The following is a 21,671-nucleotide window of genomic DNA, read 5'->3' as shown; positions in this document are numbered from 1 at the left end:
CGGGCGGCGCCGGGCCTCAAGATCACGGAACACTTTCACGATGGAAAAATCTTCAGTCGACAGCCCCATCGAGCCGCAATCCCGGGCCGAGAAAATCGTCGAATTCAAACGCCAGAAAACCCTGCTCAAGACCGGCGCCCTGCAGGACGCGATCTTCAACAGCGCGTACTTTTCGAGCATTGCTACCGACGAAAAAGGCGTGATCCAGATCTTCAATGTCGGCGCCGAACGCATGCTTGGGTATGCCGCAGCCGACGTGCTGAACCGCGTTACACCGGCCGACATTTCCGACCCCGCCGAGCTGATCACCCGCGCCGCCGCCTTGAGCCTGGAGCTCGACACGCCAATCACGCCCGGCTTTGAAGCCCTGGTGTTCAAGGCCTCCCGGGGCATCGAAGACATCTACGAGCTGACCTATATCCGCAAGGACAACAGTCGCCTGTCAGCGATGGTCTCGGTCACCGCCCTGCGCAACCGCAACGACGCGATCATCGGCTACCTGCTGATCGGCACCGACAACACCGCGCGCAAGCAGGAAGAGGCGGAACGCAAAGGCTTTGAGCGTGCCCTGGAAGAGAAGAACCTGGAGCTGGAACACGCCAGCCACATGAAGTCCGAATTTCTCGCCACCATGTCCCACGAGTTGCGCACGCCGCTCAACGCGGTGATCGGTTTTTCCGAGGCGCTAAAGGATGGCCTGGTGGGCGACATGAGCGATATCCAGCGCGAATACATCGGTGACATCTTCACCAGCGGCCAGCACTTGCTGTCGCTGATCAACGACATCCTCGACCTGTCCAAGGTCGAGGCCGGGATGATGGACCTGGAACTGGAAGCCGTGGAGTTGGCGGGGTTGTTGGCCAACAGCCTGCTGATCGTGCGGGAAAAGGCCGCGCTGCAACGCATCCAGTTGAAGCTCGAGAGCCAGGACGATTTCGGCACTCTGGAACTCGACCTGCGCAAGACCAAGCAGATCATCTACAACCTGCTGGCCAATGCGGTGAAGTTCAGCGAGCACGGCGGCTCTGTGACCCTGTCGGTGCGCGAGGTGAGTCGTGCACACGTCGGACAGGTTCCTGGCGACTGGCCCACCTACGGTTTTGCCCTGCAACCCAGCGAGCACCAACAGTTCCTGGAATTGAGTGTCAGCGACACCGGCATCGGTATCGGTATCGCCCGGGACGACATGAGCAAGCTGTTCAAGGCCTTCAGCCAGATCGACAGCAGCCTGGCGCGCAAATTCGAAGGCACGGGCCTGGGCCTGGCGATGGTCAAGCAACTGACCGACCTGCACGGCGGCAGCGTCGCCGTGGCCAGCCGCGAAGGCGAAGGTGCGCGTTTTGTGGTGTGGCTGCCGCTGCATCGCGCCGCGAATGCGGAGGCTGCATGGCCGAAATCCTGATCGTCGAAGATAACGAGGCCAACATGCGCCTCGCCCGCTTGCTGCTGGTGAACGCCGGCCACAGTGTGTTGTGGGCTGCCGATGCCGAGTCCGGGTTGACCCTGGCCCGGGAAAAACAACCGGCGCTGATCCTGATGGACATCCAGTTGCCCGGCATGGACGGCCTGGCGGCCACTTCATTGCTCAAGCAGGACCCACACACCGCCCATATCCCGGTGATCGCCCTGACAGCCATGGCCATGAAGGAAGACCGCGACAAAACCCTGCGGGCCGGCTGCGACGCCTACATCATCAAGCCCCTGCGCTACAAAGAGCTGTACCAGGTGATCGACACGCTGCTGCAAAAGAACATTACTCCTCCGACTTGAGTCCTCTCCATGGCCAGCCAACCCGCAACGCTCTTGATCGTTGATGATGAAATCCAGGTGCGCAAGCTGCTGGAAACCCTGCTGCGTCACGAGGGTTACCAGACCGTGAGTGCCGCCAGTGGTGAAGAAGCCCTGAAGATGGTGGCGCAACGGCCGCCGGACTTGATCCTGCTGGACATCATGATGCCGGGCATGGACGGCTATGAAGTGGCCAACCAGCTCAAGGGCAACCAGGCCACGGCGAACATTCCGATCATCATGCTTTCGGCCCTGAGTGAATCCAGCGCGCGGCTCAGTGGCCTGGAAACCGGTGCAGAAGAATTCATCAGTAAACCGGTGGAACGGGTCGAGTTGTGGCTACGGGTGCGCAACCTGCTGCGGCTCAAGGCCCATGGCGATCGGTTGAAAAACCATAGCCTGATGCTGGAGCAGCAACTGCAACATCACCAGCATGAAACTGCCCGGTTGAATGTGCATGACATGGCGCGCCTGGAGCTGGAAAAAGACCTGCGCCTGGCCGTCGAACGCGAAGAGTTCGTGCTGCATTACCAGCCCAAGGTCGAGCTGGACAGCGGTCAGGTGTGCGGGCTTGAAGCCTTGTTGCGTTGGGACCGGCCCGAGTACGGTGCGGTGTCTCCGGCGGTGTTTATCCCGATCCTGGAGAGCCTGGGGTTGATCGTGACGCTCGGTCGTTGGGTGATCGATAACGTGTGCAGCCAGATGGCCGCCTGGCAATCCACTGAGGTGGGCGCCGTCGAAGTGTCGGTCAATGTGTCGGGTCACCAATTGATCGAGGGTGACTTGATTGCCGATATCTCCCATTCCCTCACCAGGGCTGGGGTGGAGCCGCATTGGCTGGAGGTTGAATTGACCGAAGGCTCGCTGATGGAAAACACCCAACACACCATCGCCAGCTTGCAGCGCTTGCGGGCCATGGGCGTGAAGATCTCCATCGACGACTTTGGCACGGGCTATTCCAGCTTGGCTTACCTGCGGCGGTTCCCGATTGATACGTTGAAAATCGATATTGCGTTTATCCGCGAAGTCACCAGCAACCCGCAGGATGCAGCTATTACCCGCACCATCATCGAACTGGCCCACAGCCTCAAGCTGCGAGTGGTCGCCGAAGGCGTGGAAACCCAGGCACAGCTGGAGTTTCTGCGGGAAGCCGGCTGCGATCAGATCCAGGGGTATCTGTTCAGCCGGCCGCTGCCGATGATGGAACTGGAGCGCCTGTTGCTGGAAAAACGCGGCCTGGTCAGGCCGCAGCCCCACTGACTTCGAACAACCCCACCAGCTTCTGCAACTTGTTGGCATTGACCCGTACGGTTTCCGCGCTGGTCTGCAACACCCCCACCGTCAGGCGCATTTGCTCCGAGGAATGACTGACCTGCTTGATGGTCTTGCCGTAGTCGAGGCTGCGGGCGTTGAGCTGCTGGATGATGCTGAACATGCTCTCCACCGCCTGGTGCAGGTGCACGTTTTCCGAGGAAGCATCCTCGGCCAGGCGCAGGCTGCTGTCGACGTTGGTCACGCCGTTTTCCATGAAGCCCACGGCCTTGCGGGTTTCGCCTTGCAGGCCTTCGACCATCTGGCGAATGTCTTCAGCCGCCTTGGACGTTCGTGACGCCAGGGTACGGACCTCATCGGCCACCACCGCAAAGCCGCGGCCATGTTCGCCGGCGCGTGCGGCTTCAATCGCGGCATTCAAAGCCAGCAGGTTGGTCTGGTTGGTGATGTCGCTGATCAGCCCGGTGATGTTGCTGATCTGTGCCATGCGGCTGTCGAGCAACTGCACGCTTTCCGAGGAGCGCTGCACCACATCGCGAATCGACTGAGTGCCGACCTGCACCGCCAGGAACTGCTCGCGGGCCCGGCTGACCACCTCGTCCATGGCTTGCTTCATTTGCTCGGCACTCACCGAAGCCTGCTGGATTTCCCCCAGTTGCTCTTCGACGATGATCATCATTCGGTGGGTGGCGTCTGCCACTTCATGGGACATCAGCCCGGCCGCCTCGCTGCGGCCGAGCATCAACTGATTGGTGTTGCCGACGCTGTGGCTGGCCTTGACCACCTGGCCGACCACCGAATCCAGGCGGTCGATGAAACTGTTGATCCAGCGGCTCATGTCGCCAGTCTCGTCGTTGACCATGCGGCCGCTGTCCAGGCGTTGGCGCAGGTTGCCTTCGCCTTCGGCAATGGTGCGGATGACTTCGGTCATTTCATTCAGGCGTGCAGCCAGGCGCTTGGGCCCCAGGCGGCTGAACAGCATGGCCGCCACGACCATGCTCAGTACCTCGCATGCATCCGTCCAAGCTACGGGCAAACCACTGTAGTGACGCACCAGATAGTTGCAGGCAAACAAGCCGGCCATGGTTGCCAGGTAAGGCTTCATCAAGCCGTGGCTCAGGGAGCGGCGTCGGTAAACCTCTTCCAGGTCGGCCTCGCACATCATGCCCCAGCGGTCCGGCGAGCCCGGCAGTTCAAAGGTCACGCCCTTGCCCACTACAGGGATGTGACGGTAATCGGAGTAGCCGGGATAGGTGACAAACAGGTTCGAACCCTTGCGGATGGTTTCCCGCACGCCGGGGTGCAGTTGTTGGGTGGCGGGGTCGATAAAACGTAATTCCAGCTCAGTGTGGCGTTGGATCTGCACGGTTTTCCAGGGAGTGTGCACGCCGCTCTTGAGGTTTTCGCCGTGGGTAAAGGCACCGTCCTCGAAGCGTGAGCGCGACAACGCGATACCGGGTTGGAGTGCCGGGTCGAAGCGTGATTGCACCATGAACAGGTAGTTATCGCCGGACTCCGGGAAAATATGCCCGGCCTCACGCTGGATCAAATCCCCGAGGATGTCGTTGGGCACGCGCCCGCACAGGCAGCCGAGCACCCTACCCTCGCGGGTTAATGGTTGGTAGAACATCAGGGTCACTTCGTCATGGAAACGCGAGGACGAAGGGCCGATCTGCAGGGTCAGCGGGTCGGCGTAGGGACCGTGGAGAAATGGCGCCTTGAGCCCGGCGGCCAGGGCTTGTTGATTGAGTGCGCGGTGACCGGCCTGGCTCCAGGTGGTTGCCAGCAGCTCGCCCTTGGGGTCGACGATAAACAGCTCGGAGAAATCCCCGGCCTGTTGCAGTTTGTCCAGCAGCAGGCTGTTGTCGGTGAGCACGGTGTCGCGGGTCAGCACGCTGGCGAGTTCGCCCAGGTGTTCCCACTGTTCGCGGGTCCAGGTTTGCAGGAGTTTGACCCGGGTTTCGGCGATGGCTTCGAAGGTTTGCTCCATTACCGGGTACACCGCGCGGTTGAGCCGACAGGACCAGCCCATGGCGAACTTGCCGGTCTTGCCCCACCAGGGCAACCAGCTTTTTTCGGTGGAAGATAATTGCATCGTGCTGCTCGACAGGCTGCTCATGGCGCACTCCGGGAGTGATGTCTAATTGCCATATTTCAAGGCAATTAATGCGCCAATTAGCTAGCTTGCTATTGATTAGGTTGCTTGGGCTGCTGTGCGGTCCTACGGGAGGGAGCTTCCTCGCCACAAAAAGCTGCGTGCAATCAAGAACATGCACCAGGGTGTGGCAGTGAGATCGCGCTGCCCCTGTCCAGTACGCGGCTTTTGGGGGCATATCCGTTATTTAGGTAACGGCCACGTATGGTTCCGCTCTTACAGCGGCTCACTTTGGAAAAGCCCCAAAGTAAGCAAATTAGGGCTCTGCCCCGCCTGTCGGCACCTCGCTGGGGCTCGGTGTTCCCTCACTCCGGCACCGCGAAGCGGGCCGCCGCGACGGGCCATCCATGGCCCGGCGCGGCTAAACCGGCGTCCTGCCGGTTTAGCCGCTCCGCAATACCTGCGTTCGGCCTCGGGCTGAATGGGGCAGTCAGATCAAAAGCAGATCAAAAGCAAAAGCACAGCGGCCTCCCGGCCGGCTTCCTTCTCTGTAGGAGCGAGCTTGCTCGCGAAAAACCTGAGACCGCCGCGTTCATCCAGGATGCCAACGTCATCGTTAACGACCTTCGCGAGCAAGCCCGCTCCCACATTTGGACCGTGCCCGCTTTTGATTTGGCTGTTGCTTCACCACACTCAAGCCGGCCGGTAGGCCGCTGTGCCCTTGATCTGCTGTTGATCTTGATCTTAGGCGCCCCGTTAAACCACGCTGGCCGAACGCAGGCTTTGGAGCGTGGGTAACCCGGCAGGACGCCGGGTTAGCCGCGCTGGGCCAAGGATGGCCCATCGCGGCAGCCCACGCTCCAAAGCCGGAGTGAGGGCACACCGAGCCCAAGCGAGGTGCCGAGTGGTGGGGCAAGAGCCCTTTTGGTTACTTTTGGGGCTCTTTTCCAAAAGTGACCGGGACTGTCAGTTTTTTTGTGTGCGGGCCGGTAACGGCCTGCCGTCAGGCAGGCCGTGCTTTTACCAGGTTGGCCTGATAAATCGATCTCCGTACAGAATCGCAAATTGATTCATCGCACTTTTCCAGTCATGGGCCGCCGAGCCCCAGTTTGCAGTGATATTTCGCAGCCCGAGCCAGATCAGTTTGGTTGCCGCATCGTCGGTCGGGAAGTGGCCGCGAGTCTTGATGATCTTTCGTAGCTGAGCGTTGATGCTCTCGATGGCGTTGGTGGTGTAGATCACTTTTCGGATTGCTGGCGGGAAGACGAAAAATGGAATGACTCGATCCCAGGCCCTTCGCCAAGCAGCCACTACCGTCGGGTATTGCTTGCCCCAGGGCCCGGTTTCAAACGCGTCCAGCGCCTGTTCAGCCGCTTCGGCGGTGACCGCCTGGTAGATCGGCTTGAGCGCCTTGGCCAGTTCGCGACGCTTATCCCACGCTGCGTAATCAAGGCTGTTACGGATCAGATGAACAATGCAGGTTTGCAGTGTCGTCGCTGGAAAGACAGCGCCAAGGGCTTCTGGCATGCCTTTGAGTCCATCTGTCACGGCGATCAGTACATCTTCAATACCGCGTGTTTTGAGGTCGTTGAACACCTTCATCCAGAACTTGGCGCCCTCGGTATTTTCGATCCAAATGCCGAGAATATCCCGTGTGCCGTCAGGCAGAACACCCAGTGCCAAGTAGATCGCCTTATTACGCACCAGTCCTTCTTCGCGGATTTTGACCCGCAGGGCATCGAAGAAAATAACCGGATACATCGGCTCCAAGGGCCTCTGTTGCCATGCGCCGATCTCAGCCATGACCTCGTCGGTCACCGAGCTGATGAAATCAGGCGAAACGTCCGTACCGTACTGCTCGGAGAGAAACGCGCGGATCTCTCTGACCGTCATGCCGCGGGCGTACATAGCGATGATCTTGTCATCGAAACCGGTGTAACGGCGTTCGTGCTTGGGGATCAGAATGGGCGAAAAACTGCCGTCCCGGTCACGCGGAATATCCAGCCGGAGCGGCCCATCGCCCGTGAGAACCGTCTTGCCGCTTTTGCCATTACGCTGGTTGGTTTCATCCTCTGGGCGCTGCGCGCCCGGCGGATAGCCCAGGTGATGGCCGAGCTCGGCATTCAAGGCTCGCTCGATCAGAGCCTTCTTGAAAGCCGCTGAGGCGTCTTCGATGGCCTCGGCGGTCATCATGCCGTCAGCGAACTGCTCGAGCAGCTCTTTCGGGATTTTTGGTAGTTCACGCAGCGGTGGTTTCTTTTTGGTTGGCATACATGCACCTCTTGCTCATGGTATGCCCGAACACAAAATTTCTGACACCCCCAAGTGACCCGCTGTAAGAGCGGAACCAATAGCAGCCATCACAAAAACAACGGATATGTACACCCGCCTAAGGATCCAACACCCCCCCACTGTAACCCTCAGACAACCGCGTCCCAGTAAACTTGGCCACCACCGAACCCTGTGACACCAACCGCTCCCGATGCCCCGTCACCATCCGCCCGGTTTGCGCCGCATGCAGCACAACTTCAGAAGCCAAATCCCCAGGCCGCCGAATAATCCGCGCAAACCGCTCACCCTCTTCAACCTGCTCACCCAAACCTTTTTCAAACACCAACACCCCGGCACACGGCGCCAGAATCGTCTCCATACACCCCATGTCCACCACCTGCCCCTGCCAGTCGGCAATCACCGGCGCCTCATCAATCACCCCACTGGCACAAAGCCAAGCCCAGATCCCGTCGCCATCCCGCCCGGCCAAGGCATCACTCACATCCGCCTGCCCACGCAATTCAATCGTCGCCGCCAACCGCGGATTCGCATGATTAATGATGGTCTCCTCAAACGACCCATCACCCCCCTCATCCCAGACAATCACCACATCCACCTGCAACGCCGCCGCCAACACCTGGCCCTCAGGCCAAAAGCTGCGATGGATATACAAATAAGGCAGCGCCTCATCATCCGTGTGCAGATCCAGCACCAGCTCCGCATCAGCCGCCAGCTGCACCAGACTTTTCTGCCATTGCGCCAAGTTGCTCGCCGGCCGCTCCATAGCCAACGAATGATCAAACGCCCGGTTAAAATTCTGCCCGGTGGCCTCATGAAACCGCCCCAACAACCGCCCCTGGCGAAACTGCCCAATGCCAAACGGATTCGCCTGGGGCACCACCGTCACCGAGCCCTTGAGCTGCCCCCGGTCATGACACGCCTGCAAACGCGGCAGCAGTTGATGCAACACCAGCATCCCGGCGATTTCATCGGCATGCACACCCGCTTGCAGGTGCACCCGAGGCCCGCTGCCGTCACCCTCGAAGCGCCAGGCGCCGATGTGCAGGGTGTTCCCGGAATCGCCGGGGACTTGCCACGAAAGGTCTTTTGCCATGCCGCTGCCCTCCTCTTGTTGGTTCTGCAGGTATATATTGAACACACGTTCAACCCTCTAGGATGTGCCTGTGACCGAAGACCGTCGCGACCTGTTGATTGCCGCCACCCTCACCAGCCTCGCCCGAGACGGGCATGCCGGCATTTCCGTGCGGCGCATCGCCGCTGAAGCCGGGGTTTCGGTGGGATTGCTCAATCACCATTTCGGCAGCATCGATGCATTGATCGCCGAGACCTATCACAAGCTGGCCAGCGAATTGACCACCGCCCTCTGGCAGGAAGTCGACCAGGCCGAGGGCCCTGCCGCGCGGCTGGATGCATTTCTCGCCGGTTCGTTTTCCTCACGGGTCATGGACCCGAAACTGTTGGGCGTGTGGGTGGTGTTCTGGAGCCTGATCCGCCACTCCCAGCACGTGAATGACTCCCATGAAAAAAGCTATCGCGCCTACCTCGAACTGATCCGTCAATTGCTTGATGACCTGGCCCAGAGCGAAGGCTTCGTGATCCACGACACGCGCCTGGCCGCCATCGGCTTATCGGCGATGCTCGACGGACTCTGGCTTGAGTGGTGCCTCAACCCCAGCACCTTCAGCCCCGGCAACGGGCTGCACATCTGCCGCTGCTGGATACAGGGGCTGCGTCACGGAGCATTCGGCGCCGACCACGTCTTGTGAAACAGGGTGCCGGGCGCTGAGCATGGCCAGGGTGCCACTGACGGCGATCAGCGCGGCGCCGAAGATCAGCGACACGTCCATCAAGGTGCCCCAGATCAGGCTCGATAACAGGAAGGCCCAGATCAACCCGGTGTATTCAAACGGTGCCAGCAGCGTCGCCGTGGCCCGGCGGAAACTCGCAAACAGCAGGAACTGGCCAATCCCGCCCACCAGCCCGGCACCGAGCATGCCCAGCCACGCCGGGGTCGGCGACGGTGTGTGCGTCCACGGCAATGTCACGGCCATGCAAATCACAAACACCACATTGGTGATCAGCATCTGCTCCAGCACCGAGGTGTTGTCGTCCACCTGGCGCAACTGGATATAGGTAAATGCCCAGCACAGCGCGGCGGCCAATGTCAGGCCGATTGGCAACGGGTCGACCATGCTGCTGGGGCGACAGGCGATCACCACACCGACAAAGCCGATGATCAGCGAAATCCACTGGCCGCGACTGGCGCGTTCCTTGAGGATCAGCGCCGCCAGCAGCGTGACCATGATCGGCGCAGAAAAATACAAGGTGGTCATTTCCGCCAGGGTCAGGTCCTTGGCGGCGGTGTAGTACAGCAGCCACGCCAGCAGCGACAGCAGGCCGCGGATGATCAGCAGCTTGCGGCTGACCGAGTTCCAGGCACGCTTGAGCAAGCCCAGGCGCCCGGCAATTACACACGCGGCGACCACCACCAGGCTGCGCCAGAACAGGATGGTGAATACTGAATAGTCGGCCACCAGCCATTTGATCGCGGCGTCCTGCAACGCCAGGAACGCATAGGCCAGCGAGCACAGGGCAATCCCTTGCAACGAGCGATCGGTTTTCATCCGGCAGACCTGCGCAACGGTGTACCGCGTCGCTCGGCAACCGCGTACAGGGCTTCAATCAAAAAGGTCAGGCACAGGTAGACCCCGGCCACCAGCAGCAGCGGCTGGTAGATCTGCAAGGTCTGGGCGCGTACCACGTTGGCGGCGCCGAGCAGGTCGACCACCGCAATGGTCGAGGCCAGCGCCGTGGATTTGAGCAACATCACCGTCTCCCCCGCCAGGGTCGGCAGCAGCAGGCGCATGGCCCGTGGCAAGCGCACTCGCAACAGTGCCTGGCGCGGCGTCATGCCAAACGCCGAGGCGGCTTCCATCTCACCCTTGGGCACCGCCAGCAGGCCGCCGCGAATCACTTCGCCGACGTACGCGCCCACTGACAACACCAGGGCGAACACGATGTACCAGTAACCGTCCCGCAGGAACGGCCAGAGGAAACTCCCGCGAATCATCGGGAACTGGGCAAACAGACTGCCCAGCCCGTAGTAGAAGATGTAGATCTGGATCAGCAACGGCGTGCCCCGCAGCACACTGGTGTACCCCAGCGCACAGCGGGCCAGCCACTTGCGCCGGGACAGCCGCGCCAGGGCTACCAGCACCGCCAACGCGAAGCCGAGCACTGCCGAAATCACCAGCAACGACAGGGTCGTCTGCAAGCCTTTGGCGATCAGTCCTGCGTAATAACTTATCCACTCAGGCATGTGCGGCTCACTCGACAACCGGCATCCAGCGACGAATACGTCGTTCCAGGCGCCCGGACAGGTAGTTGGAGGCCAATGTCACCAGGTAATACAAGGCGGCGGCCGTGAGGTAGAACAACAGGTAATGCCGGGTCGAGCCCGCCGCCTGTTTGGCGGTGTACAGCAGTTCGTTGGTGCCCACCACGCTGATCAGCGCGCTGTCCTTGATCAGGTTGATCCACAGGTTGGACATACCGGCCAGGGCATACGGCGCCATGATCGGCAGGGTTACCCGACGGAACAGGCCAAAGCCGCTCAAGCCAAACGCCCGCGCCGCTTCGATCTGGCCGTGGGGAATCGCGAGGATCGCCGCGCGGAAAATCTCCGAGGCGTACGCGCCTTGCACCAGCCCCAGTACCAGGACGGCTACCAGCGGGCCGCTGATGTTGAACTGCGCAAACCCCAGCCACAGCATCAGCGCGTTGAGGCCCATGGAGCCTGCGTAATACAGCAGCAGGATCAGCAGCAACTCGGGCACTGCGCGAAACACCGTAGTGTAGCCGCGCATCAGCAGCGCAATCGGTCGCGGTGCACTGAGCTTGGCGCAGGCCACCACCAGGCCGATCAGCAGCCCCACCGCAAACGAACCGGCGGAGATCTGCAGGGTCATCCATAACCCTTTGAGCAATGCATTGCCCCAGCCTTGCTCGCTGAAGTTGAGTAGATCGAACATCGCTGCTCCCTATTTGGATGACACGCAGTGACCCTGTGGCGAGGGAGCTTGCTCCCGCTGGACTGCGTAGCAGGCCCATTTTTTGGGGGTGCTTCGCACCCCAGCGGGAGCAAGCTCCCTCGCCACAAAAAACACCCTCGCTAAGGGGTTAATTTGTGTAGGGGCTGTCGCAGACTTTGCTCACATAGGCCGGTGTGTCGGCGCGTTTGCACGGGCTGACCGATACCCCAAACACGCTCTGGGACAGGTCAGCGTAGTCCTTGCTCACCAGCAACTCACCAATGGCCTTGTCCAGGCGGGCCTTGAGTTCGGTGTCTTCCTTGCGCAGGCCGGCCCCCACGCCGCGGCCGATGATCGGGTCGTAAGGCACTTCGGCGATTTCCGCCAGGCCCTGGGCTTCAGGGGTCTTCACCATCATGGCGATGGCGACACCGTCGGCCATCATCAGGTCGGTGCGCCCGGCAATCAGGTCGGCGTTGGCCGATTCCTGGGTGTCGTAGTACTTCAGGTCAGCAATGTTCTCGTAGTACTTCTTCAGGTAGTTGGCGCTGACCGTGGAGATCTGCACGCCGATGATCTTGCCCTTCAACCCCGCCGGCGTGACCTCGACGGTGGTGCCCTTGGGGCCGGCAATGCCCAGCAGCGAGTCGTAGTAGGCGCGGCTGAAGGCGATCTGTTTTTCGCGCTCGTCGGTGACCGACATCGAGGAGAAGATCACGTCGATTTTCTTCGCCAGCAACGACGGAATAATCCCGTCCCACGCCACTTCCTTGATCTGACACTCAGCCTTCATCAAGCCGCAGAGCTTGTGGATCAAGTCGACTTCAAAGCCCGTCCATTCACCGTTGCCGCCCTTCACCGTGAACGGTGGGTAGGGTTCCGCCGCCACTGCGAACACGATTGGTTTCTCCGCCGCCAACGCCGTACCTGCCGCCAGCATCAACACTGCACTGCTCAACCACTTTGCCAATCGTTTGGATTTCATGATCTTGCCCCGTCTTTTTTGGAGTTAGCGAGTTTGATGCGCGTTGACGAACTGCCGGCAACGCTCACTGCGTGGGTCGATAAACACTGAGTCTGGCGAGCCGGTTTCCTCGATCAGGCCTTGATGCAAGAACGCGACTTTGGATGACACATCCCGGGCGAACGCCATTTCATGGGTTACCAGGATCATGGTGCGGCCCTCTTCCGCGAGGGAGCGGATCACCCGCAGCACTTCGCCCACCAGTTCCGGGTCGAGGGCCGAGGTAGGTTCGTCGAACAGCATGACTTTGGGGCGCATGGCCAGGGCGCGGGCGATGGCCACCCGCTGTTGCTGGCCGCCGGAGAGGAACGCCGGGTATTCGTTGCGCTTGGCGGCCAGGCCAACCCGGTCGAGCAAGGCTTCGGCGCGCTCGATGGCTTCGGCGCGGCTTTCGCGCAGCACCTGGATCGGCGCTTCGATGAGGTTTTCCAGGACCGTGCGATGGGGCCACAGGTTGAAGTTCTGGAACACCATGCCGAGTGTCGAGCGAATCCGCACCAGCTGTTTGGCGTCGGCCACCAGTGGTGCGCCGGGGCGACCGTAGTTGAGCTTGATGCTTTCACCGTCGACGTGAATGCTGCCCTGGTCCGGCACTTCGAGCATGTTGATGCAGCGCAGCAAGGTACTTTTGCCCGAGCCGCTGGCGCCGATCAGCGAGATCACTTCGCCTTCGTGGGCCGTCAGGGAGATGCCCTTGAGCACTTCGATATTGCCGAAGCGTTTGTGCAGGTCGAGCACCTCGATCATCTTCTTCGCCACAACCGGCTGCACGCTGATGATTTTCGCCGCAGGCGCTATGCGTGGTTCACCGGCGAGCTTGGCGACGAAGCGGCTGATACGTTCACAGGCTTCGGCCAGCCGCGCTTCACCCAAGGTGAACGACAGCCGCACAAAGCCTTGGGCCGGCTCACCGAAGGCAGCGGCATCCAGTACGGAAACCCCCGCTTCGCGAAACAGGCGCCAGGCGAAATCCAGGGAGCTGAGGCCGGTGTCCCGCACATCCACCAGCACGAACATGCCGGCTTGCGGAGCGCGTACGTGGATGCCCGGGCAACCGCTGAGACCCGCCACCACCAGGTCACGGCGCCGACGGTAAGTTTCACGCATGCCGTGGGTGACTGCATCGTGGGCCAACACGGCGGCAGTCGCGGCTTCCATCACAAACCCCGGCAAGCCGTAGAGCATGCTCAACACCAGGGTTTCAGCATGGGCCACCATGGCAGGTTCAGCCATGATCCAGCCGATTCGCCAGCCGGTCATGGCGTGGGATTTGGACAGGCTGCCAATCACGATGCAGCGCTCGGCCATGCCCGGCAGCGCCGCCAGGCTGTGGTATTCGCCATCGAACACCAGGCTCTCGTAGACCTCGTCCACCACGACCCACAATTCATGCTCGATTGCCAGGTCGGCAATCGCTTGCAGCTCCTGGGGATTGAGCACCACGCCATTGGGGTTGTTGGGGTTGGAAAAGAAAATCGCCCGGGTACGCGGCGTGATGGCGGCAGCGAGTAGCGCCGGGTCAAGGCGAAAACCCGAGTCCGCCGAACACGGCACTCGCACCAGCGTCGCGCCGCTGGCCTTGAGCGTGGCTTCGTAGGTGACGTACATCGGGTCGAGGACAAGCACTTCATCTCCGGCCTGCAACAGGCACAGCGAAGTGACGAACAAGGCGTTCTGCGCGCCGGCCACAGTGATCACGTTTTCAGCGTTCAACGGGCGATCCAGGGATTGGCTGTAGCGGGCGGCGATGGCATCGCGCAGTGCCGGGCGGCCGGGGATTTCGGTGTAGTGGGTGTCGCCCTGGCGCAGCGCCTCGACGGCGGCGTCGGTGATGAACGAGGGTGTGGCGAAATCCGGATCGCCCACACTCAGGATAATGATGTCTTCGCCTTTGCTGCTGGCCTGGAAGGCGGCGTGGTGAATGTCCCAGGCGGCTACGCCCTGCCCTGCAATTCGCTCAACAAAGGGTGAAAACCGCATGCCAGTGCCTCTCGTTCAATCAGAAAAAGCGCAAGCCCGCCTGTTACCAGGCAGGGGGTGCAGCCAACATAATTGAAACTGAACACTCGTTCAACGGCAAATTTCACCGGATGTCGTTAACAGCTAAAACAGGTCGTTGTGGTGGTTTACCCATCAAGTTGCACTGGTGGTCTTGCAGCTCCTCGGCAGACGCCAGGTTCCATTCCTTGAGCGTCAACCGCGTCGTCAACAGCACGAAGTTGCCATTCGCACCCGGTGTCAGCAGCAAGCTGTAGCTGGCCATGGCGTCGCCCTGGGCCTGCGCGTACTCATTCAAGATCGCCAGCGGGTCGCGCAGGTCGAAGTCCGCCGCCGACAAGGTGCGGGCACTGTAGGTATGTCCCAATAGTTTTACCGGCAGGGTTTGCCATTGCTCGTTGAGGGTCGCGGCGCGTTTGTTGAGGGCGTTGAACACGTCGGGCCGCAGGCAGGCGATATGGATGTGCAGCTGGTTTTGCGAGCGGCCATAACGCGAGTTGATCGCCAGCGACACAAAGCGGTCGGCAATCGGCGTTTGCAGGCCGGCGGATAGTACATCGTGGTTTTTCCAGGCCTGGGCAAAGTAATGGGGCAGCAGGTTCCGGGTCAGCGCGATGTCTTCGATGCCGGTGACTTTATCGGTGGGGATCAGCAAGTCCTGATACGGGCCGTTGAGGTCCTTGAGCAGTGCAAAGCCTTTCTCCGGGTCGACCTTTAGGCACGGACTGGGGTTGTGGTGCTGGTTCTGATCAGGCACGCATTGGCGGCTGACAATCTGCCACAGCACATCAGGATTGCCCCGCCATTTCCAGGCGCCCGCCAATGCCACCACACACAACAAACCACCGACAGTCTTGAATACGGTACCGCGCTTCATGCCAAAAACCTCAACGCCAAAGGGATGTCTTCTGTTGTTTTGCAACCGCAGACATCCCTGTCGCAAAGGTTAACGCTTGCCAGGGGCCATGAATTCCGGCCCTACCGGATCTTTTATCGTGCTGGCGAGAATACGGTCGATATGTTGCAGGTCGTCGGCGCTCAGCTGCCAGCCGAATGCGTCCTCGATGCCTTTCAGTTGCTCCGGGCGACGGGCGCCCCACAGCGCAATCGTCGGGCCCTGATCCAGCACCCAGCGTAACGCCAGGGCCAGCACTGACTTGCCGTGGCATTCGCGGGCGTACACGTCCAGTGCCGCCACCGCTGCCAGGTATTGCTCAAAGCGCGGCGCCTTGAATTTCGGGTCGAGCTTGCGCACATCGTCCCCGGTAAAGCGCGTGGCGGCGTGCATGCTGCCGGTCAGCAGGCCCCGGCACAGCGAACCGTAGGCCAATACCACCAAGGCGTTTTGCTTGGCGTACGGCAGGATGTCGCTGTCGATCGCCCGCTCGAACAGGTTGTAGGGTGGCTGCACCGTGTCCAGGTGGGTGTACTGACGGAAATCGTCCATTTGCGCAGGCGAATAATTGCTCACGCCCACGGCGAGGATCTTGCCTTCGCGGCGCAGTTTTTCCAGCTCACAAGCCGTCTCTTCCTGTGCCACCAGCGGGTCAGGCCAGTGAATCTGGTAGAGGTCGATGTAGTCGGTTTCCAGGCGCAGCAGCGAGTCTTCGATTTCCTTGCGGATGCGTTGGGCCGTGGCGTTGCGGCGCACGGTGCCGTCGTCCCATTGCAGCCCGGCCTTGGTGGCGATCACGGCGTTATGGCGCACACCGTGCAGGGCGCGGCCGATCAGTTCTTCAGACAGCCCGAGGCCGTAGACCGGCGCGCTGTCGATAAAGTTGATGCCGCTGTCCAGCGCATGGCGAATGGTCTTGATCGAGACCTCATTATCGGCACCGCCCCACATCGAGCCGCCCATGGACCAAGTGCCCAGGGCAATCCGCGAGACGGCCTTGTCGATGCCCGGGATCTTGATGGTTTCGATACTCATGAAAAAAGCCTCCGCCAGAAACAATCAGTAAAAAAACGATTACTCTAGATCATCCGAGGTTGAATCGGGCTCAACGGCGCGTGCAACCCAAACCCCACAAAAGGTGCTTGATATGGCTGCGTTCAACCGTTCCGAATTGGCCGACCTGAATGTGTTCATGGCGATCATCCGCCGCCGCAGTTTCCGGCATGCCGCTCATGAACTGGGCGTCACCACTTCGGCCTTGAGCCACACCATGCGCAACCTGGAAACCCGCCTGGGGGTCAAGTTGCTCTACCGCACCAGCCGTGCGGTGGAGCCCACCGACGCGGGCGTGGTGCTCGCGGAAAAACTCAGTGCCGGCTTCGCGACGATTCAGGACGGCCTCGATACCCTTGAACTGTACCGCGAGGCGCCGATTGGCCGGCTACGCCTGAACGTGTCACGGGATGCGGCGGTGTTGCTTGTCTCGCCAATCCTGGGTGAGTTCACCCGCGCTTACCCACAATTGCGCCTGGACGTGATGATTGATGACCGCATGCTCGACATCGTCGCCGAAGGCTACGACGCGGGTATCCGCTATGGCGCCACGGTGCCCCAGGACATGGTGGCTGTGCCGCTGACGGGCGAGCTGCGCTGGATCATGGTCGCTTCCCCGGCGTATCTCAAGCAGGCCGGAACGCCTTCGGTACCCAAGGACTTGCTCACGCACTCCTGCGTGCGCATGTACCTGGGCGACAAGACTACCTACAAGTGGGAGCTGGGCAACGGCACTCGCCAGCAACGCCTCGACGTGCCCGGCCACTTCAGTGCGGCTGACACCCAGACCATCGTCGACGCAGCGCTGCAAGGCGTGGGCATCGCCTATTGCCTGGAGAATCGCGTGCTGTCGGAGCTGGCAGACGGCCGCCTGGTACAGGTGTTGCCCGACTGGGTCTGCATCGGCGCGCCGCTGTGCATGTACTACCCCAGCCGCCGGCAGTCGCAGCCGGGGTTGCGGCAACTGATCGACATGATCCGTCTGAAAACCACCGGCTCGCCGTGGCTGGAATCACATTGAACCTGTGGCTCGCCGTGGTCCTCAAACCGGGATAGACCACGGCCTGGTGCACGCTCGATGACTTTTATTTTATGGATGGCCGTACTCGGCGCGGTATTGCTCATCCTCGCCCTCGCCTCCTCCTATCTGCGCTGGATGCCCGTCACCACCTCGGCTGTCTGCCTGCTGCTGGGTATCTGCATTGGCCCGTTGGGCATGGACCTGCTGCACCTGGACATAAAGGCCTCAGCCCGTTGGATGGAACACCTGACGGAAGTCGCTGTGCTGTTTTCGCTGTTTGTCAGCGGGCTCAAACTGCGCCTGCCACTCAAGCACCGAACCTGGCGCATTGCGTTTGGCATGGCCGGGCCGGTGATGCTCTTGACCATCCTCGGCACGTGCCTGGTGCTGCATTGGCTGCTGGGGTTGTCGTGGGGCGTTTCGCTGCTGGTGGGGGCGATTCTGGCACCCACCGACCCAGTGCTCGCAGGCTTGGTTCAGGTGAATAACGCTCAGGACTATGACTCGCTGCGTTTCGGCCTCTCGGGCGAAGCAGGCCTGAACGACGGTACGGCCTTCCCGTTCGTGATCTTTGCGCTGATCTTCATGCAGCACGGCGGCTTCGACGGTGACTGGCTGGGCGGCTGGGTCCTGAAAAACCTGCTCTGGGCCGTACCTGCCGGGCTGCTTGTGGGGTACTGGATGGGACGGGGCATCGGTCGCATCACCCTGAAGATGCGGATCACCAATGCCGACAGCACCCTGTCTCCCAATGACTACCTGACGCTGGCCCTGATCGCCCTGGCCTACGTGGTGGCCGAAGCCATCGGCGGCTACGGTTTTCTGTCGGTGTTTGCCGCCGGCCTCGGACTGCGCCAGGCCGAGTTCAAGTCCACCGGCAACTCACAAACCCCGGCCGAACATTTGGCCCAACCGGTGGTTGGCCACATGGAAGTAGAGCCGGAGCATGCGTTGCATGGTGACGTCGGGCAACTCCAAGACACGCAGATCGCCGCCGGGGTAATGATGGGCGACATGCTCGCCTTTGGCGGCCTGGTGGAGCGTTCGATGGAAGTGTTCCTGGTGACCCTGCTGGGCGTGGTGCTGGTCAGCCATTGGGACTGGCGGGCACTGGCGGTGGGCGCGTTGCTGTTTTGCGTGATCCGTCCCCTCAGCGTGCTGTCGATACCCTGGGGCACCCTGCTGAATCGCCATCAGCGCGGGCTGGTAGGCTGGTTCGGAATTCGCGGGATCGGCAGCATCTACTACCTGTTCTATGCCATCAACCATGGGCTGGTGGGCACCAGCAGCGCGGTGGCGGTGAACCTGACGCTGTCAGTCATTGCCCTGAGCATCGTCGTTCATGGTCTCAGCACGCAGCCGATGCTGGTGTGGTATGAACGGCGAGCCCAGGCACAACAATGACGTCTACTCCTGGTTTTCGGTGTTGCCGACGTCGGCGGCATCATCCAGGTCGTTAAGCGGTACTTCTGCATCATCCATCAATGAACCCGGGTCTTCATTGCCCGGGTCATTGAGTTCATCGTCTTCGTCTATTTCAACTGACATGACCGTCTCCTCTAACCGCCTTGGGTATCGATATCGGCATCGGTTTCAGGCTTGGGCTCGCGCTCGGGCTTGAAGTCTGGACTGTAGTCGTTTTCCTTGGCCTTTGGGTCGCTGGCCGGCTTCGGGTCTTTCGGTGCGTCGGCTGCAGTGCCTGGCGCCGGTTCGCCACCGTCGATGGCAGGATCGTTACGGTTGCTGGTTTGCGGGTCGTTGTCTGTGCTCATGGCTCACCTCTGTTGGAAAACGCAGACTGCGTAAAGGTAAGGTCCTTTGCGGGTGGGTGAAGTTCCAATTGCTTATGAGCCAGGATTGTCCACCTGGATATAGAACGCATAGGCCCCCAGGATCACCCAGAACACCATGAACAGCCACGGCGCGCGCATCGAGAACAACAGCGACTTGCGATAGCCCTTGTGGGACGACTCCATCTCGGAAAACAGCGGCGACTCATCATAGGCCATGCCCATCACCGGCTCGCTGCGCAGCAATTCGCTCTGCTTGTAGTGCCAGTGATCGATGATGTCGTAGGCCGCCCGAATCCCCGGCCAGGCGTTGAGGGAGCTGAGGATGCCCAGCAGCGCGAGGAATACCGGCACCACCAGGGTAAACAGCTTGCCCCATTCCGGATTGAGGTTGCCCATGCCGGAAACGAAGGCGATCACCAGGAACGACTGGGCCGTGAGGTAGGCGTCGGTGCGGTTGGCGAGGATGCTGGTTTCGTACTGGATCTCGCGCCGGTAGAAATCGAGACGGTCTTTGGGCGAACCGAAAATCTTCGCGTTGTGTTCGCTGTGGTCCGTCAGGTTCGATTCCGGGGTGTCGGGTGAAATGATTCTGGGCACATCCGTGCTCCGTGCTGGACTGAGACCCTTTAGAAGAATCAGGCCGGCGCGAAGTTCAAGTTTGTTCATGCGCCAATTTGGGGCGCACCCCGCCCCCTGTAGGAGCAAGCTTGCTCGCGAAGGGCGTCAACGATAACGCTGGCATCCTGACTGAACGTGCTGTTCTCAGGTTTTTCGCGAGCAAGCTCGCTCCTGCAGGGGTTTCGGCACAGGCATTGCTTTATCCATTCATCTGCCCAAATACAGGAGCAATCGTTACCCCTCGACCCAGAGCCCACCCAAAAAGAAAGTAAGGACCAGGTCTGCTGGCACCATCAGCCACGGGCTCATAAAAAAATGCGTTTTCTAAAGCGGCAGTGCCACCCATCAGCATTTCCCCGGGCACTGACAAGGTACTGGAATGGCTCGATCTTTCTTTGATGAAATGAATGACGCACAAGGCGTTTGCCGTGCGCACTATCAGGAATTCTCCCGCTGGCTGGCCAATACGCCGCCAGAACTGCTGGCCCAGCGCCGCCGTGAAGCCGACCTGCTGTTTCACCGTGCCGGGATCACCTTCACCCTGTATGGCGACGAGCAAGACACCGAGCGCCTGATCCCCTTCGACATCATCCCCCGCAGCATCCCCGCCAGTGAGTGGAGCGTCATCGAACGCGGCTGCATCCAGCGGGTGAATGCGCTGAACATGTTCCTCGCCGACATCTACCACGACCAGCGCATCATCAAGGCCGGGATCATTCCCGCCGAGCAAGTCCTGGGCAACGAGGGTTACCAGAAAGCCATGGTTGGCCTCGACCTGCACCGCGATATCTACTCGCATATCTCCGGGGTCGACCTGGTGCGCGATGGCGACGGCACCTACTACGTGCTTGAAGACAACCTGCGCACTCCCAGCGGCGTGAGCTACATGCTCGAAGACCGCAAGATGATGATGCGCCTGTTCCCGGAGGTGTTCGCCAAGCAACGCATCGCCCCGGTGGACCACTACCCCAACCTGCTGCTCAAGACCCTGAAAAGCTCCAGCCGCCTGGACAACCCCAACGTGGTGGTGCTGACGCCGGGCCGCTTTAACAGCGCGTTTTTTGAACATGCGTTCCTGGCCCGGGAAATGGGCGTGGAACTGGTGGAAGGCGCCGACCTGTTCGTGCATGACCTCAAGGTATTCATGCGCACCACCGATGGGCCCAAGGCCGTTGATGTAATCTACCGTCGTATCGACGACGCCTTCCTCGACCCGCAAGCCTTCAACCCCGACTCGATGCTCGGCGTGCCCGGCCTGGTCGCGGCCTATTGCGCGGGCAATGTGGTGCTGGCGAATGCCATCGGCACTGGCGTAGCGGATGACAAGTCAATCTACCCATATGTGCCGGAAATGATCCGGTTCTACCTGGACGAAGAGCCGATCCTGCAAAACGTGCCGACCTTCCAGTGCCGCAAGCCGGATGAACTGTCCCACGTACTGGCGCACCTGCCGGAACTGGTGGTCAAGGAAACCCAGGGCTCAGGCGGCTACGGCATGCTGGTGGGCCCCGCTTCCACCGCGGCCGAGATCGAGGACTTCCGCCAACGCATCAAGGCCCGTCCCCACGCCTACATCGCCCAACCGACCCTGAGCCTGTCCACCTGCCCGACCTTTGTCGAAAACGGCATCGCGCCGCGACATATCGACCTGCGGCCCTTCGTGCTCTCGGGCAAGGAAACCCGGCTGGTGCCCGGTGGCTTGACCCGTGTGGCACTGCGCGAAGGCTCATTGATCGTCAACTCGTCGCAAGGCGGCGGAACCAAGGACACCTGGGTGGTGGAGGGCTGAGT

19 protein-coding genes and 1 pseudogene are annotated in these 21,671 nt (G+C 60.9%); 7 read left to right on the top strand and 13 right to left on the bottom strand.

The window, feature by feature from the left end; translation table 11 throughout:
* The first annotated feature begins 40 nt into the window (after positions 1-40).
* The 3 genes from ACA046_RS16400 to ACA046_RS16390 are packed head-to-tail and all read left to right on the top strand — an operon-like array spanning position 41 to position 3,048.
* Positions 41-1,402: a sensor histidine kinase gene (locus tag ACA046_RS16400; protein WP_497674399.1), complete on the top strand. Its 1,362-nt coding sequence runs from the start codon at positions 41-43 to the stop codon at positions 1,400-1,402.
* The gene (locus ACA046_RS16395; RefSeq protein WP_167664300.1) at positions 1,387-1,770 is read left to right on the top strand and encodes a response regulator; all 384 of its coding nucleotides are present in this window, start codon (positions 1,387-1,389) and stop codon (positions 1,768-1,770) included. Before ACA046_RS16400 ends, ACA046_RS16395 begins: the two co-directional genes overlap by 16 nt.
* Before the next feature lie 9 nt (positions 1,771-1,779).
* Entirely contained in the window at positions 1,780-3,048 is a 1,269-nt protein-coding gene (locus tag ACA046_RS16390) for an EAL domain-containing response regulator (protein WP_459020896.1), read from the top strand.
* On the opposite strand, the gene ACA046_RS16385 is transcribed toward ACA046_RS16390, so the two are convergent.
* The 3 genes from ACA046_RS16385 to ACA046_RS16375 all read right to left on the bottom strand — a co-directional run bounded on the left by ACA046_RS16385 (position 3,029) and on the right by ACA046_RS16375 (position 8,540).
* A complete protein-coding gene (locus ACA046_RS16385; protein WP_497677092.1) occupies positions 3,029-3,664 on the bottom strand; it encodes a methyl-accepting chemotaxis protein in 636 nt (211 codons plus the stop codon). The genes ACA046_RS16390 and ACA046_RS16385 overlap by 20 nt on opposite strands.
* Positions 3,665-6,175: 2,511 nt before the next feature.
* Positions 6,176-7,426, bottom strand: coding sequence for an IS256 family transposase (locus ACA046_RS16380; protein WP_497674398.1), 1,251 nt, complete (start codon positions 7,424-7,426; stop codon positions 6,176-6,178).
* A gap of 118 nt (positions 7,427-7,544) precedes the next feature.
* A complete protein-coding gene (locus tag ACA046_RS16375) occupies positions 7,545-8,540 on the bottom strand; it encodes a M14 family metallopeptidase (protein ID WP_459020900.1) in 996 nt (331 codons plus the stop codon).
* Between the two features lie 64 nt (positions 8,541-8,604).
* Here ACA046_RS16375 and ACA046_RS16370 point away from each other — a divergent pair.
* A pseudogene (locus ACA046_RS16370) lies at positions 8,605-9,117 on the top strand (TetR family transcriptional regulator C-terminal domain-containing protein); the annotation flags it as partial.
* Here ACA046_RS16370 and ACA046_RS16365 read toward each other — a convergent pair.
* The 7 genes from ACA046_RS16365 to ACA046_RS16335 all read right to left on the bottom strand — a co-directional run bounded on the left by ACA046_RS16365 (position 9,073) and on the right by ACA046_RS16335 (position 16,430).
* Complete coding sequence (locus ACA046_RS16365; protein WP_318302301.1) at positions 9,073-10,071, bottom strand: DMT family transporter; 999 nt, start codon at positions 10,069-10,071, stop codon at positions 9,073-9,075. The pseudogene ACA046_RS16370 and the gene ACA046_RS16365 overlap by 45 nt on opposite strands.
* Positions 10,068-10,766: an ABC transporter permease gene (locus ACA046_RS16360; RefSeq protein ID WP_063030284.1), complete on the bottom strand. Its 699-nt coding sequence runs from the start codon at positions 10,764-10,766 to the stop codon at positions 10,068-10,070. Before ACA046_RS16360 ends, ACA046_RS16365 begins: the two co-directional genes overlap by 4 nt.
* Positions 10,767-10,773: 7 nt before the next feature.
* Positions 10,774-11,478: an ABC transporter permease gene (locus tag ACA046_RS16355; RefSeq protein WP_063030286.1), complete on the bottom strand. Its 705-nt coding sequence runs from the start codon at positions 11,476-11,478 to the stop codon at positions 10,774-10,776.
* A 148-nt stretch (positions 11,479-11,626) separates the two neighbouring features.
* Positions 11,627-12,463 carry a transporter substrate-binding domain-containing protein gene (locus tag ACA046_RS16350; protein ID WP_076013487.1) on the bottom strand — a complete coding sequence of 279 codons (837 nt, stop codon included), beginning with the start codon at positions 12,461-12,463 and terminating at the stop codon, positions 11,627-11,629.
* Between the two features lie 24 nt (positions 12,464-12,487).
* Positions 12,488-14,482: an aminotransferase class I/II-fold pyridoxal phosphate-dependent enzyme gene (locus tag ACA046_RS16345; protein ID WP_497674397.1), complete on the bottom strand. Its 1,995-nt coding sequence runs from the start codon at positions 14,480-14,482 to the stop codon at positions 12,488-12,490.
* A gap of 103 nt (positions 14,483-14,585) precedes the next feature.
* The gene (locus ACA046_RS16340; protein WP_459020909.1) at positions 14,586-15,377 is read right to left on the bottom strand and encodes a CDP-diacylglycerol diphosphatase; all 792 of its coding nucleotides are present in this window, start codon (positions 15,375-15,377) and stop codon (positions 14,586-14,588) included.
* Positions 15,378-15,446: 69 nt separating this feature from the next.
* Positions 15,447-16,430, bottom strand: coding sequence for an aldo/keto reductase (locus tag ACA046_RS16335; RefSeq protein WP_497674396.1), 984 nt, complete (start codon positions 16,428-16,430; stop codon positions 15,447-15,449).
* A 112-nt stretch (positions 16,431-16,542) separates the two neighbouring features.
* On the opposite strand from ACA046_RS16335, the gene ACA046_RS16330 reads away from it, so the two are divergent.
* Both ACA046_RS16330 and ACA046_RS16325 read left to right on the top strand, forming a co-directional pair.
* Complete coding sequence (locus ACA046_RS16330) at positions 16,543-17,469, top strand: LysR family transcriptional regulator (RefSeq protein WP_497674395.1); 927 nt, start codon at positions 16,543-16,545, stop codon at positions 17,467-17,469.
* 57 nt (positions 17,470-17,526) lie between these two features.
* Positions 17,527-18,873: a cation:proton antiporter gene (locus tag ACA046_RS16325; protein WP_459020915.1), complete on the top strand. Its 1,347-nt coding sequence runs from the start codon at positions 17,527-17,529 to the stop codon at positions 18,871-18,873.
* Between the two features lie 3 nt (positions 18,874-18,876).
* On the opposite strand, the gene ACA046_RS16320 is transcribed toward ACA046_RS16325, so the two are convergent.
* From ACA046_RS16320 to ACA046_RS16310, 3 genes are all read right to left on the bottom strand, one after another.
* Complete coding sequence (locus tag ACA046_RS16320; protein WP_003217070.1) at positions 18,877-19,017, bottom strand: hypothetical protein; 141 nt, start codon at positions 19,015-19,017, stop codon at positions 18,877-18,879.
* An 11-nt stretch (positions 19,018-19,028) separates the two neighbouring features.
* Positions 19,029-19,241, bottom strand: a complete 213-nt coding sequence (locus tag ACA046_RS16315; protein WP_076013493.1) for a hypothetical protein — start codon at positions 19,239-19,241, stop codon at positions 19,029-19,031.
* A 72-nt stretch (positions 19,242-19,313) separates the two neighbouring features.
* The gene (locus ACA046_RS16310) at positions 19,314-19,859 is read right to left on the bottom strand and encodes a hypothetical protein (protein ID WP_459020918.1); all 546 of its coding nucleotides are present in this window, start codon (positions 19,857-19,859) and stop codon (positions 19,314-19,316) included.
* 400 nt (positions 19,860-20,259) lie between these two features.
* Here ACA046_RS16310 and ACA046_RS16305 point away from each other — a divergent pair, with 400 nt between their 5' ends.
* Positions 20,260-21,669 (top strand): circularly permuted type 2 ATP-grasp protein, encoded by a 1,410-nt coding sequence (locus tag ACA046_RS16305; protein ID WP_063030304.1) that lies wholly within the window; start codon positions 20,260-20,262, stop codon positions 21,667-21,669.
* The last annotated feature ends 2 nt before the right edge of the window (positions 21,670-21,671 follow it).

This window comes from Pseudomonas sp. LBUM1641 (assembly GCF_059716235.1).
This window is presented reverse-complemented; position numbering and strand designations above follow the sequence as displayed.